The 13,895-nt window shown below is 54.2% G+C and carries 12 protein-coding genes, 1 other RNA gene and 1 pseudogene; 8 read left to right on the top strand and 6 right to left on the bottom strand.

The features are described from left to right. Window positions 1-27 precede the first annotated feature (27 nt). The 4 genes and pseudogenes from JCM12308_RS01905 to JCM12308_RS01895 all read right to left on the bottom strand — a co-directional run bounded on the left by JCM12308_RS01905 (window position 28) and on the right by JCM12308_RS01895 (window position 2,282). Entirely contained in the window at window positions 28-639 is a 612-nt protein-coding gene (locus JCM12308_RS01905; RefSeq protein WP_054782703.1) for a histidine phosphatase family protein, read from the bottom strand. Continuing rightward, on the bottom strand, window positions 636-1,085 hold the full coding sequence (locus JCM12308_RS31225) for a cytidylyltransferase domain-containing protein (RefSeq protein ID WP_244271827.1): 450 nt from the start codon (window positions 1,083-1,085) through the stop codon (window positions 636-638). Before JCM12308_RS31225 ends, JCM12308_RS01905 begins: the two co-directional genes overlap by 4 nt. 77 nt (window positions 1,086-1,162) lie before the next feature. Beyond that, window positions 1,163-1,459, bottom strand: a pseudogene (locus JCM12308_RS31220) (cytidylyltransferase domain-containing protein); the annotation flags it as partial. A gap of 28 nt (window positions 1,460-1,487) precedes the next feature. Further along, on the bottom strand, window positions 1,488-2,282 hold the full coding sequence (locus JCM12308_RS01895; protein WP_054782702.1) for a thymidylate synthase: 795 nt from the start codon (window positions 2,280-2,282) through the stop codon (window positions 1,488-1,490). A gap of 272 nt (window positions 2,283-2,554) precedes the next feature. Here JCM12308_RS01895 and ssrA point away from each other — a divergent pair. From ssrA to JCM12308_RS01880, 4 genes are all read left to right on the top strand, one after another. Next, window positions 2,555-2,910: a transfer-messenger RNA gene (gene ssrA / locus JCM12308_RS27625) on the top strand. Window positions 2,911-3,037: 127 nt separating this feature from the next. Continuing rightward, window positions 3,038-3,697, top strand: coding sequence for an SspB family protein (locus JCM12308_RS01890; RefSeq protein ID WP_208978184.1), 660 nt, complete (start codon window positions 3,038-3,040; stop codon window positions 3,695-3,697). 4 nt (window positions 3,698-3,701) lie between these two features. Continuing rightward, on the top strand, window positions 3,702-3,905 hold the full coding sequence (locus JCM12308_RS01885; protein ID WP_008548122.1) for a DUF4169 family protein: 204 nt from the start codon (window positions 3,702-3,704) through the stop codon (window positions 3,903-3,905). A 7-nt stretch (window positions 3,906-3,912) separates the two neighbouring features. Further along, complete coding sequence (locus JCM12308_RS01880) at window positions 3,913-4,134, top strand: ribbon-helix-helix domain-containing protein (protein ID WP_014286587.1); 222 nt, start codon at window positions 3,913-3,915, stop codon at window positions 4,132-4,134. Here JCM12308_RS01880 and JCM12308_RS01875 read toward each other — a convergent pair. Then, on the bottom strand, window positions 4,127-8,194 hold the full coding sequence (locus JCM12308_RS01875; protein ID WP_054782701.1) for an AsmA family protein: 4,068 nt from the start codon (window positions 8,192-8,194) through the stop codon (window positions 4,127-4,129). The genes JCM12308_RS01880 and JCM12308_RS01875 overlap by 8 nt on opposite strands. Before the next feature lie 172 nt (window positions 8,195-8,366). Continuing rightward, complete coding sequence (locus tag JCM12308_RS01870; protein ID WP_083416669.1) at window positions 8,367-9,788, bottom strand: FAD-binding oxidoreductase; 1,422 nt, start codon at window positions 9,786-9,788, stop codon at window positions 8,367-8,369. 309 nt (window positions 9,789-10,097) lie between these two features. Between JCM12308_RS01870 and JCM12308_RS01865 the strand changes: the two genes are divergently transcribed. The 4 genes from JCM12308_RS01865 (at window position 10,098) to JCM12308_RS01850 (ending at window position 13,868) form a co-directional block, all read left to right on the top strand. After that, window positions 10,098-11,738 carry a chloride channel protein gene (locus tag JCM12308_RS01865; protein WP_054782700.1) on the top strand — a complete coding sequence of 547 codons (1,641 nt, stop codon included), beginning with the start codon at window positions 10,098-10,100 and terminating at the stop codon, window positions 11,736-11,738. Window positions 11,739-11,827: 89 nt separating this feature from the next. After that, the gene (locus JCM12308_RS01860) at window positions 11,828-12,697 is read left to right on the top strand and encodes an AraC family transcriptional regulator (protein ID WP_054782699.1); all 870 of its coding nucleotides are present in this window, start codon (window positions 11,828-11,830) and stop codon (window positions 12,695-12,697) included. Between the two features lie 101 nt (window positions 12,698-12,798). Further along, window positions 12,799-13,548 (top strand): AzlC family ABC transporter permease, encoded by a 750-nt coding sequence (locus JCM12308_RS01855; protein WP_054782698.1) that lies wholly within the window; start codon window positions 12,799-12,801, stop codon window positions 13,546-13,548. Next, window positions 13,545-13,868, top strand: a complete 324-nt coding sequence (locus tag JCM12308_RS01850) for an AzlD family protein (protein ID WP_054782697.1) — start codon at window positions 13,545-13,547, stop codon at window positions 13,866-13,868. The genes JCM12308_RS01855 and JCM12308_RS01850 overlap by 4 nt, the downstream gene beginning before the upstream one ends. Window positions 13,869-13,895 lie beyond the last annotated feature (27 nt).

Genomic DNA, 13,895 nt, shown 5'->3' with positions numbered 1-13,895 from the left:
AAACCAGTTCAAGACAGCAGAACGAGCCTACGGCCTCACATTCCAACTAAGCATTAACGGCTTGCCATCGTCTGTAACATCGAACACACCATAGGCAGCTGTCTTCAGTTTCAGGTCAGCACCAGCGCCACCATCAGCCAAAGCTTTCAGCGCAAAACGCGCGATGCCATTGCTGGTGGTCACCAAAAGGGTTTTGCCCGGATACTTCTTTGGTGCATTAGAGAAGAACTCCTGCCAACGGCCAATCACCGCTGGTGGATCAATATGCCAACCATTCGGCGGCACACCTTCTTCTTCCCACGCACGAAGAGCTTCCTCACCAATGCGGGCGCATACCTCTTCCTCAGGCTTGTTTTCATCAAGCCCGTAGTCGATCTCCACCAAAAACGGCAGAACCTTGAGGTCAACTTCTTCAGCCTGTGTTTTAAGTGCAATCTGAGCGGTTTGCTTGGTGCGCTGAAGCGGCGAGCAAAAGGCCATATCAAAGGAAACACCAAGCTCAGCAAAGTGCTCTGACAGCTTTTCAGCCTGCTCCAGACCAGAAACACTCAGAGGCAGATCCGTACGGCCACCAACACGCGTGACAACATCACCTTTGTCAAAGGTGTTGCCGTGTCTGAGAATGTAAATACGCGTCACAGGCCAGTCTCCAAATGATCAAACGGGTCACCAAACTTCGCAATCAATTGCGCTGCAAGCTCAGCATCACTTGGCGTATCCACACCAGACATGGAAAGCTTCGGCGGCTGAACTTCTTCCGCATGAACAACCATACCGTTTTCTAGGAAGCGAAGCTGTTCCAGCCCTTCCATCTGCTCGTAATAGCCAAGGCCCAACTTGTTGAAACGCTCAAGCGCATCCACGCGGTAGCCATAAAGCCCGATGTGACGGAACACCGGTGAAAGCTTACCCGTTTCACGCAGTTTCTCTTCCTTGCGGATGGCAGGCAGGATGTTTTTGGAGAACCACAGAGCAGTGCCGTCATCCTTACGCACACAAGTCGTGCCGGAAAAAGGATGAGCCTTCTTGTGCTCACGCAGCACATCAAGCCCTTCCCAATCAAGCCGAATAACCGGTGTAAACACATCCGCATCAGGCCGCGCTTCCGCTGCTTGATGAGCGCTGCCACATGTGCCGGCGGCGTAAATGGCGCATCCCCCTGCAGGTTCAGCACAAACCCAGGATGCGTGCCAAACGCTTTGGACGCAGCCAGCGCACGGTCAGTCCCGGACGGATGCTCAGGATCGGTCATCACAAACGGCGCACCAATATGGCGGCAATGTTCAGCAACCTCTTCATGGTCAACAGCAACTACGTAATCAGAGTTGGTTTGCTTGGCGGCCACCCGGGCAACCTGCACAACACGCTCCAGCAAGCTACGCCCACTGATAGGATGCAGTGGCTTGCGAGGAAAACGAGTTGAGCCAATGCGCGCTGGAACGCAAATAAGGGTTCGCATGGGAACTCCTTTTGAAAGTCAAAGACAACTAAACCGCAACAACACCCTTGATGTGTGGATGCGGGTCATAACCTTCCAGAGCAAAGTCTTCATAGCGGAACGCGAAGATATCCTTAACTGCTGGATTGAGACGCATGACAGGCAAAGCCCGCGGCTCCCGTGAGAGCTGCAGTTCAGCCTGTTCCATGTGATTGAGATAAAGATGAGCATCCCCCAGCGTGTGCACGAAATCGCCCGGCTCCAGATCACAGACCTGAGCAATCATCATGGTCAACAGCGCATAAGACGCGATGTTGAACGGAACACCAAGGAACACATCGGCTGAACGCTGATAAAGCTGGCAGGAGAGCTTGCCGTTTGCCACATAGAACTGGAACAGCGAATGACAGGGCGGCAGCGCCATCTCGTCAACAAGAGCTGGGTTCCAGGCTGATACGATCAGGCGGCGACTGTCGGGATTGGTTTTGATCTGCTGCACCACATTCGCGATCTGGTCAATCGAGCCACCATCCGGTTTAGGCCAGGAGCGCCACTGATAGCCGTAAACCGGCCCCAGGTCGCCATTCTCATCCGCCCATTCATCCCAGATGCGTACCTTGTTGTCTTTAAGGTACTTGATGTTGGTATCACCCGCCAAAAACCACAGCAGTTCATGAATGATGGATCTCAGATGCAGCTTCTTGGTCGTAACAACCGGAAAGCCTTCGGACAGATCAAACCGCATCTGATGACCAAAGACTGATTTTGTGCCTGTACCCGTGCGATCTTCCTTGACCACACCTTCATCCATGATGCGGCGCATCAGCTCTAGATATTGCTGCACGAAGGGTCATCTCCTGTTCTACGATTCGGCTCGCGCACAGTATAGCCAATCTCCTGAAAAACGCCTCTGTGCCATCTTGCAGGAGCGGTCTTACCCCAAGCTTCCGTCGATAAAAAGACCATGAAAACGCCAAGAGATCATCTGCTTCCGACAAATCCCTGCAAATGCGTCATTTACAAATCTTCAGTGACGCTACTTGTTCAAATTGCCCTGTGAATATGCCGCTTTGTCAACAGCTTCTCTTAGTCTTGCGCCAACAACCATGAGCTTTTGCACTTCCATTTGGCAGTGCGTGCACCTATATTCCCCCTGCCAGTTCGCTGGCTACGGCAATAAATTGCGAGCGCAATAAACCATTCGGACCCGGGGGCGGTACCCGGCGCCTCCACCAAAGCCCGTTGTACTCCAGCGGTCTTCGGGGGGGCGAAATAGGATCGACGAGGGCGTAAAGGCTTTGCTTTTGCTCGGCATGGTACCACCGTTATCGGACCAAAATGATAGTTGCAAATGACAACTACGCTATGGACAACGCTGTAGCTGCGTAATGCGGTTCCGGTAGTCCACTAAGTCCTGTTGGTTAGCACCTTCAGGCGGGGTTCGGGGGCACCTGGCAACAGAAGCCTCCACTTTAGTGTTAAAAGGCTCTTTCCTTATTCTACGCCGATTCAGGGTATAGAAATAAAAGACAGGCCTTTTTGTCGCCTCTACGCTATAGTTAGGCCGAATAAGAACGCAAAGGATGAGCGGTGCCGAGCATGGCTGAAGATTTAATCCGCTATGACATCATCATTCAGGACGCGCTGAGAAGCGCAGTTCGAAAGATATTGGTTGAGGTCAACCGGGCAGGACTTCCCGGAGAGCACCATTTTTACATTGCCTTTGAAACCACGGCCCCTGGCGTCAAGATTTCAAACCGCTTGAAGGAACGCTACCCGAAAGAAATGACGATCGTGCTGCAGCACCAGTTCTGGGATCTGCAGATCACTGAGCACGCTTTCGAGGTTGGCCTGTCCTTTGGTGGTGTTCCGGAGCATCTTTATGTTCCGTTCTCTGCAATCAAAGGTTTCTTCGACCCATCCGTCCAGTTCGCTCTTGAGTTTGAGCCGGGCAAAACCGGGGAAGAACTGCCTGCAGAATTCCGCATCGCAGAACGTGATCTGACTCCGTTGAAGAGTTCCACGCACGTCTTGAAACTGCTGTTGAGCAGGCTGAAGAGGAAGAAGCCAAAACCGCTTCCGCAGCCGAAGACACAGCTGGCGATGCTGAAGAAGACAAAGAAAAATCTGAAGCTGACGAAACTTCTACAGAAGAAAGCGGCAGTGCTCAGGTTGTTTCCTTGGATGCATTCCGCAAAAAGAGCTAATCGCTCCGATCAAGAAAAGGGCGGTCGGCTCATCAACCCAACGTATGGATGATTGAATGAGCGCGACCGTTATTAATCTGCGTCAGGCCCGTAAGCAAAAGGCCAGAGACACAAAAGCCCAGTCCGCAGCTGAAAATCGCCGGAAGTTCGGGCGCACCAAAGCCGAAAAATCTCAGGAAGAAGCTGAAGCCACCTTGGAGACCAAGCGCTTTGAGGGCCACAAGCTCACGTCCATCTCCTCCCGCAAAGACGAAGACTGAGGCACCCATGAGCCTCAAGAAACGCTCCATAACCCTGCACGGCCACAGAACCAGCATTACGCTGGAGCCTGAGTTTTGGTCAGGTCTGGAGGATCTTGCGCGCAGTCAGGGAAAGAACATCACGGCGACCATCGCTGGCATCGATGATGAAAGAAATCCTGAGAACAATCTCTCAAGCTGTATCCGCGTTGCCGTGCTCAAACACTTTCAAAACCAACTGATCAGTTAACCTGCAGCAACCGCCCACCCGGCAGCTCAATAAACTTCGGCGTTCCACGCTCATCGGTAGGCAGGTCCGGAAGCGGACCACGCAGCACCTGATTATCATTTCCAGCTTCCAACACACCAAGGTTCTTCGGCGCACCAGACTGAATGATCGGCCCAAGCAAATCAACCTCCCCTGCTGGCACAGTCGCCTCATTCACACCACCAATGGTCACTGGAGCTTCCAGAGCAGGTAAGCTGGACTTGGCACGCGGTTTGGGAGGATCAACGATGGAAACAGAGGGGCTATTGGGCTTTTTTTCAGCAGCGTCTCCATCAAGCACAGACCGGATACGCGCACTAAAATCCTGAACAGAGCTCTTCTTGGCTTCCTCTGCACGCGCTTGCTCAGCTGCTTTTGCTTCTGCCGCAGCCTTGGCCTCAGCAGCACGTTGAGCCTCTTCTGCACGGTTTACAGCAGCCAGAGCTTCCGCTTTGCGGGCTTCTTCCTCTGCAGCCAACTGAGCCGCACGTGCTTCAGCTTCCCGTGCAGCCTGGGCCTGACGTTCACGCTCAGCAGCAGCTTCCGCTTCCGCAGCTTGACGGGCCTTCTCTTCTTCAGCTGCTTTAGCCTTGCGCGCTGCTTCCTCTTCCTGCTTTTTCTTCAGCTCATCAAGCATGCGCTCTTGCTCGGCAATCTTGCGCTGCTCTTCCTCAATGCGTTTCACATTCAGCTCAATCGCACGCAGGTTGAGATATGAAAGCAATGGACCCGTATCCAGCTTGCGCGCAGGATTTTCCAGCGGCCCGGAATAAAGGATCGCCACCTGAGGCTCAGCCCCGGCAACCTTCTGCGCTTCATCACGGGTCTTCATGGAAACATCACCAGTCAGCGCCCATTTCTCAAGATCAATCAGCGCAGAACCAAACAACGTGGTGCCAGCCGTATCAACAGAGATGTTGCGCGCACGGATGCGTCCACTTGCAATACCCAGTGAGCCATCAACGCGGTTGAACTTCACAGAACCCGCATCCAGATGATCAGCAAACGCACTCTGAATAGCAGCCTCATCCAGCTCCATCCCCGCATCCGCTGCCTTGATCACCAGATCAAAGGCTGCCGGATTAACACGGCGGATTTCACCATTGGTCACGCTGAACGTACCGCCACCGGAGAGACCAGAAACAAGACCTGAGATCGTACGGCCACTGCCCTCGAACTCAGCAATGGCTTGCAGCTTGCCAGTCGCCAGCGCACGGCCCTCATCGGTCCAGGCCAGCTCTTCAAAGTCCGCATCATCCAGACGGAACCGGCCAGAAAGCGTTGCTTGCCCCTGATCCCGCTGCAAATCAAACGTGCCGGAAAACTCACCACCAGCAAACCGGCCCTTGCCTTCATTGATGGAAAGCAGATCAGAGCGCAAACGCAGCTGACCGCTAGCAGCATCCAGCCGGAACTCATCACTGAACAGCGCCCGATCACTGGTCACATCAAGTGTCAGATCCACACCATCTGCAAGGCTCTGCCCCAGCGCCTGCGAAGACCAGATGGAATCCTCCTGAAGAACACCTGCCCAAACATTGGAGCCCAGCAGCAGCTCACTCAGGCTGCGCATATCAAGCTCGGAAAGCTCCAGCTTACCAGAGGCCTTCAGCGGACCATTCTTTTCAAGGGTGCCTTCAAGATCACCTTTCAGATCCATATTCGCGAGCTGACCTTTCAGCTCGGAAAGCGTGAAATCACGTCCCCGGCCCTCAACCTGAGCCGTCAGGTTTGCTTTCAGCGGGCCAGAGTAAATCGGATACACCTTGCCAAACGCCAGACCATAATCTGCCAGATCATCAGACTGCAGCGCCACATTGGCAGACCAGACAGCTGCGGAACGGCTCGGCACACGAACAGTGCCATCAGACAGGATCTTCATACCGACAAGATCACTGGAGAACCCAAAGGCCAACTGGTCACGCGGGCTACCGGAAAGGGAAAGACGAACCTCACCCGGCTGAAGCTGAGTAATCGGGATTGCCTCAAAGCCAAGCTGGCGCAGCACTTTCACGCCGTCTTTGCCACCAAGGGTCATCTCTGCATAAAGATCACCCTCAGCAAAATCATCAATACGCCCTTCAAAAGTACCGTTCAGATCCAGATCACTGACGCCAACCTCACCGAACAGGTTCAGCGACATATCCGTGCGCCCCTTCTCTGCATAAGCGGAAAGCTCAGCCTTCAGGTTGGCAGGAGCAAGATCAGGAGCTGCCGTCTTCAGGCGCTCAATCAATGGATGCTCAGGCGCATACTCTTCCAGCACAGCCACTGCACCGCTTAAGGAAGACGCTGTCAGCGTGCCTTTGATGTTCCCCTGAGGCGTGGTGCTCAGGTCATCAATGCGACCCTTCATGTCGATGTAGGCACCCGCAAAGTCGCGGATTTTCAGCTGCTCGATGGAAAGCGCATCCCGGCTCAGGCTTGCACTCACGGCCATGCTCTTGGCTTTCACGCCGCTGGCAACCAGCTCATCTGCGTAAAGCCGTATGGACATATCAACCGCGCTCGGCTTGATCTTTTTGCCCGTAAACGCTTCCACATAGCGCAGGATCTCATCCAGATTGACACGGTCACTGTCCATATCAACGGTGATCAGCGGACTACGGTCGAGTGGATGCTCAAAGGAGATCAAACCAACACTGCGCACATCACCCGCATCAATCCGCAAGTCAGGAAGACGCAGAGCACCGGAGCCAGCTTCAACACGGCCTTTCAATGCAACAGGAGACAGACGCTTGGATGCATCTTTGCGCTCACCCAGCCACCAATGGGCCAGCTGGTGTGGCTGACGAGAGGAGATCTCCCAATCACCCTGATACCCAGCGGAGTTGCGCAGATCCAAATAACCGCTGGTTTTGAACTGGCTACGGCCCGGTAACTCACCGGAAAGCTCATCAATCTTCCAGCCAGTACCGGTGGATTCAAGCAGCGTGCTCAGATTGGAAACAACAGAACCACCTGCCACAACAACCGGAATAGTCAGATCCATCTGGCCTTTCACATCCAGCAGCGGCAAAGAGCTCAAGCCACCAGCCAGACGAGCCATAACAGCCTCAGAAGGCACCAGCGGACGCTGCGGACCACCGCCAATCATGCGGTCCAGATCCACCTGCTTGAACTGCGCAACAGCCTGAAACTCAGGCTCAGGGCCAAAGCTGTAAACACCACCACCTTCAGCGGTAATCGGACGATCTTCAGAACCAAGACGCAGCGTACTTTCAGTCAGCTCCAGTCGCTCACCATCCAGATTGAACTTACTCTTACCGGCCCACTCCAGATCATCAGAGCCTTCGCTGGTAACCGATTGAACCTCAGCATCGCCGTAATAGGACACAACACCATCTTGGTGTCTCAGGAAACCATCAGTCGAGAACTGTGCAGCAACATTGGCAGGAGAAACCTGGGTTTTAACGCGGATCTGACCATTACGTTCCAGACGTCCACTGCCGATCTTCAACGTGTAAGGCACGCCTTCATAAAGCATTGCCCCTTCCGCTTTGAACGGGCCCTGCAAGCCACCGGCATAAAGCTCCAGATTTGCATTGCCTGCACGGCGTACTTCACCGGTGCGCGCATCAGTCAGCACGATAGAGCCGTTACGAACGCTCACATCTTCAAGAATAAGCGAGGTTGGGTCGATTTCGGAGATAACGGAACGGCGGCTAGTGGTTTGCAGCACATCGAGGCGGCCACCCTCATCAAGAGAAAGGTTGAGCTCTGGCTCATTGAGCTTCATCTCAGTCACATGCACTTCGCCACGTAACAGCGAGGGAAGCTCAATGCGGCCTTCAAACCCTTTGATGGTCATCAACGGGTCTTCGACAGCGCCAACACGCACGTCAGAAAGCTTCACATAAGGGGCAGGCAGCAGCTGAACGTCAGTTTCTCCGAGGATCGTAACCTGATGCCCCAGAATTTTCTCACCATAGCTTTCAAACAGGGAACGATAAGCTGACCAATCGATGACCAAAGGGCCAACAAGCGCGATGACCAGCGCCAAGATCAAAGTCCCACCAACGGTGATGTAAACCGAATTCAACGTTAAGCTCCTTTACCCACTTCGAACCGCGCACCTTACCGCGCTGTTCGCCTATGAGCCGCATGCAAACACTTGTTTATCTAAGTGAATTACAGCAGGAACAAGACGACAGCAACGACTTAAGGCAATGTTTATGAATGGAACGAAGCAAGTGCGTATTTATGGCACTTCTTTACTCGGCATCTAAGGCAACGATCTTGCCCGGATTCATGATATTCAGCGGGTCAAGACTACGCTTTACCGCCGCCATCACAGCAACCCCAGCACCATGCTCCTTTGGCAGATACTTCATCTTGCCCTGCCCCACACCATGCTCACCAGTACAGGTTCCGCCCATCTCAATGGCACGATAATTCAGGCGCTCAACAAAGGCTTCTGACTTGGCTATGTCTTCCGGATCATTCAAATCCGTCAGCACAAGCACATGGAAGTTTCCATCACCAACATGGCCAACTATCGGACCAATCAGGCCATTTTCTTCGATGTCATCGTGTGTAGCAGTCACACAGTCAGCCAGACGAGAGATCGGCACGCACACGTCAGTTGAAAGGCCAGTCCGTTCTGGAGCCAGCCCCAGCCCTGCCCAATAGGCATCGTGACGAGCCGCCCAAAGCTTGTTGCGCTCTTCAGGATCAGTTGCCCATTCAAACTTTTTCAGGGAGTTTTCAGCAGCAATCTCACCAAATCGCTCTGCCTGTTCCCGAACCCCGGCATCAGAGCCGTGGAATTCCACAAGCAGCAATGGTGATTCTGGCAGATCAAGCTTCGAATAAGCATTGACTGATTTGACAGTCAGCGTGTCCAAAAGCTCAATACGGGCAATCGGAATGCCGTATTGTACGGCTTCGATCACCGTGTTGCAGCAATCCGCAATGCTGTCGAACGAGGCAATTCCACCTGAAATCGCTTCAGGTATTCCCTTCAGCTTCAGGGTGATCTCAGTGATCACCCCAAGCGTCCCTTCAGAGCCGACCATCAGACGGGTCAGGTCATAACCCGCAGAGGATTTCTTGGCGCGGCTGCCGGTCTTCACAATGGTCCCGTCGGGCATGACAACAGTCAGCGCCAGAACCATATCCTTCATGGTGCCATAAAGAACCGCATTTGTGCCTGAGGCACGCGTTGCTGTCATGCCTCCAATCGTGGCATCTGCTCCCGGATCAATCGGAAAGAACAAGCCGGTATCACGAAGATAAGCGTTGAGCTGCTTGCGCGTCACACCCGGCTGCACCACACAGTCCAGATCCTCAGGATGAACGGCTACAACCTCATTCATCTGGGAAAGGTCCAGCGAGATACCGCCGCCCGGTGCGTTCAGATGCCCCTCCAGAGAAGACCCGCTGCCAAATGGAATGATTGGCACACGTAGCTCTGCACATAGCTTTACAATCTCAGAGACTTCTTCTGTCGAGTGGGCAAAAACAACAGCATCCGGCGGCTGGTTCGGCAGCCAGGACGTCGTATGCCCATGCTGCTCCCGCAAACTCATGGAAGTCTGGCAGCGGTCTCCAAACCGTTCAGTGAGGGTCGCGATCGCTTTGTCGATCCCCTCTGCATTGCGTGTCACCTCAAGCTGCATCCCTGTCAAAGACATGGCAGACCTCCCTCATATTCCAGATGCTTCCCCCAGAAAGCGCTCATGCAAGCGTATAGTCGAAACCCGAAGCCACGACTCGGCATTTATTGGAATTATAGTATTCTGCATGGTCGTCATTATTGAGCTTTTGGCAAGGCAGAACCCGCCCTTACGTAGCGGTCTCTGGAGGCGCCTTAAGTGTTTCTCAGTGCTTATCGAAAATAATGAGCCGAATTTCGAAGATCTGAGCATATCCTGATTGGCGTTTCCCGGGGAATCTCGTTAAAGACAGTGCCAATCGTTCATTGTCTTATCGCTTAATCTAGTATGCATAACCAAGCTAACCCGCTGAAAATCGCAATGCGTATAGCCTATAAATGGGTCGAACCAAATTTACGTTTGTTTTTGTCATCGCGGCTTCCGCTTGTCTGGTTCCTCGCACTCATCATCGGGGCCGCAGTGGGTGGTTCAGCTATCCTGTTCCGTATCGGCATCGGATTGATCCAGTGGACTTGGCTCGGCACAGCTTCAGAGCGCATGATCAGCGCTGCCAACGCACAGCCTTGGTATGTGATTGTTCTGGCCCCGGTCATCGGCGGCGCCATCGTTGGCTTGCTGTTGCAAACCATTCAGAAGAAACAACGCGCAGGCGGTGTGGCAGATGTGATTGAAGCGCGCGCCCACGGCGGTACTGGCCTCCCCTTCTGGCCCGGCATTAGCTCTGCGCTTATCACCGTCATCTCTCTTGGCAGTGGCGCCAGCGCAGGTCGTGAAGGTCCTATGGTGCATTTGGGCGCGACCCTCGGCACCTCCGTCTTTTCCAGACTGAACTTGCCCGATTCAACAATGCGTATTCTGCTGGCAGCAGGTGTCGCCAGCGCAGTCTCAGCCAGCTTTAATGCACCGATTGCAGGCGTTCTGTTCGCGCATGAAGTGATCCTCGGCCACTACGCCATGTCAGCCTTCGTGCCAATCGTGCTGTCTTCTGCCATGGGAACCCTGGTCTCCCGCCTCTATTTTGGCGATGTGGCTGCTTTTATCCTGCCGCATTATCAGATCAACACCTACTGGGAGTTTCCGGCCTTCGTTCTTCTCGGCATCATCTGTGCGATTGTGGCCATCACCTTCCAGTTTGCTCTGATCGGGTCCGACTGGGTCGCCCGAAACGTCAAAATGCCAATCTGGCTGCGTCCTGTTGTTGGCGGTGTGCTTGTCGGCTCGATCGCTGTCTTCTATCCGGAAGTCATCGGTGTCGGCTATGAAGCAACGGATGGCGCGCTTAACTCAGAATTGTCGCTCACTTTGATGCTGTCGCTGCTGGTTGCTAAAACAGCTGCAACGGCCATCACCCTCGCCTCCCGCTTCGGCGGCGGCATCTTCTCACCCTCTCTTTATCTGGGCGCCATGACCGGTGGCGCCTTTGGCTTGATTGCTGCAAACCATCTGCCAGAGATGGCCTCCAGTCACGGTCTTTACGCCATCCTCGGCATGGGTGCAGTGGCCGCCGCAGTGCTGGGAGCACCGATCTCAACCACAATGATCGTGTTCGAGCTGACAGGCGGTTACGAGCTTTCCATCGCGCTGCTGATCTCAGTCTCCATCGCCACCGGCCTCAATCAGGCAATCCATGGACGCTCCTACTTCCACTGGCAGCTAGAGATGCGCGGCGTCATGCTGCAAGACGGGGCCCACAAGTGGCTCGTCCGCATCGTGCACGTGGAAGATTTCGCGGACCCTCCACGCCCGGACACCGACACCACCTTCGATCCAGAGACAGAAGAACCATTCCTCGCACCGCTGGATACGCTGGAGAAAGCCCTCAAGGCCTTCGATGATGCCGGCAAGGCCACGCTGCCTGTCATAGACCCGAAAAACCCGACGCAAGTCATTGGCTATGCAAGCCACGTGAAGGCGCTGCGCTACTTCAACTCCGCCCTCATTCAGGCGAATGTTGAGGAGCACCGCTAGCCAAACCCCAGATAATCTCCATTGACCCATCCGAAAAAAACAGCAATCTCGTTCAAGACATCATTGTCTTCGCTGGGTAATTTGGGTCTATGAAACCGGTCACTCAAAAAGCTGCATTGGAAGCAACTCCGCTCAATACGGGAGAAAACGCTCAGTTCTGGAGCGCTCCCAACTTTGACGGACTGGAATGTCTTGCGGCAAGTTTCAGAACCCACGTCTACGAACCCCACACCCATGACACCTTCGTTGTTGGCGGAATTCTTCAGGGCTGTCAGTGCTATTGGCAGCGCGGCGAGCAGATATTTGCAGGCCCCGGAGATCTGGTGTTCGTGAACCCGTTCGAGCTACACGACGGCATACCAGAAGGTTATGGCTACACCTACCGGATGACCTACCCGAGCATTTCCTTGCTGCAGAAGATCGCCGAAGACCTGACAGACAAGCCCCAAAGCGGAACACCATACTTCCCGGAGGCTTGTGTCCATGACCCTGAGCTCTGTCAGGAGTTCATCACAGCTCACAAGTCCATACAGAACCGCTCTATAGGTCTGGAAGCCGAAGAGCCGCTCTATATGATCTTCGCCAAGATGCTCGCCAAATACGGCAGCTTCCGCGAAAGCGACATGAACTCCAAAGATCCGGTCGCGGTAAGAAGAGCACGTGAGTATCTGGAAGAAAGCTTCATGGGCAACGTGCATCTGGATGATCTGGTGAACATCTCAGGCCGCTCCAAATATCACCTCATCCGCTCCTTCAAGAAAGCCACGGGCCAGACCCCACATGCTTATCTGACAGACGTCCGCGTACGCAATGCAAGACGCCTGCTCGTTCGTGGCACTTCTCCAAGCGAGACAGCCTCACTTTGCGGCTTTGCGGATCAGGCCCACCTGACACGCCAGTTCAAATCCCGCGTCGGCACCACTCCGGCAGCCTTCCAGCGGTCCGTGATTTCCATTTAATATCCGCGACATACCACCAATTGGTAGTAGAAGCGCAATTTCGTTCAAGACGGCTCCGACCGCTCTGCCTTAAAAACACTCCATGCTTTTAGGAGGGTTTTGTGAAAAGCAACCAAAACAAATCAGCGGTCAACGCTGGCCCCAATGAATTTTTGCTCGGTGTCACCACGTTCTTCCCACTGGTGTTCGCCGCAACGCCCATCGGCCTGTTGTTTGGTGCTCTCGCAGCACAAAAAGGAATGTCTCCTTTGGAAGTGCTGCTGATGGGTTCCTTCGTGTTCGCAGGCGGCTCCCAGTTCCTCGCGCTGGATCTGTGGGCAGACCCGCTGCCGTGGCTCACCATTGCCTTCTCAACGTTCCTGATCAACCTACGCCACGTACTCATGAGTGCCTCTCTGGCCCCAAAACTGGGTCACTGGACAACCCTGCAACGATATCTCGGCTTCTTCATACTGGCCGACGAGGTCTGGGCCCTGTCTGAGCAGCGCGCCATGAAGCAGCACACAACCTTCAGCTTCTACTTAGGAGTGGGCTTGACCCTGTTCATCACATGGCAGGTGGCCACAGTCGCAGGAAGTCTGATCGGCGCAGTCATGGGCGATCCATCCCGCTACGGTCTGGATTTCGCATTCACCGCCCTCTTCATCTGTCTGGTTATGGGTTTCTGGCAAGGCCGGAAAACCGGTGTGGTACTCGCCGCCAGTGGATTGGCCGCCGTGCTCACACATAAGTTCGTGCCGGGCGCCTGGTACATAATCGCGGGCGCAATTGTAGGCGTCATTGCAGCTGCCATTCAATATGACGACAATCCAAACGGGCTTAAGAACTCTGCGGAGGCGTTACAATCATGACCTCAGAAATCTTCGCAGTTGATCCGCTCGTCCTCTTCACCATTCTGGTTATGGCAGCAGGAACCTACCTGACCCGCATTGCAGGACTGGTGCTGACAAAGTTCGTCACCTTCTCCGGCAGAACAGAAGCAGCGCTACAGGCTGTTCCTCCTGCAATCCTCATGTCTGTCGTAGCCCCAACTGCCTTCGCAACCGGCATTGCTGAAACCGCAGCGACCGCCATCACCGCTGTCGCAGCTCTACGCTTCCCCATGCTGGCAGCCATGACAATCGGTGTTGTCAGTGTCGTGGTCTTAAGAATGGCACTTGCTGTCATCTAAACAAAAAACCCCGCTCCGTGAAGCGGG

The sequence above is a fragment of the Pseudovibrio denitrificans JCM 12308 genome (genome assembly GCF_001310815.1).
In the GTDB taxonomy this organism is placed as follows: Bacteria; Pseudomonadota; Alphaproteobacteria; order Rhizobiales; family Stappiaceae; genus Pseudovibrio; species Pseudovibrio denitrificans.
This window is presented reverse-complemented; position numbering and strand designations above follow the sequence as displayed.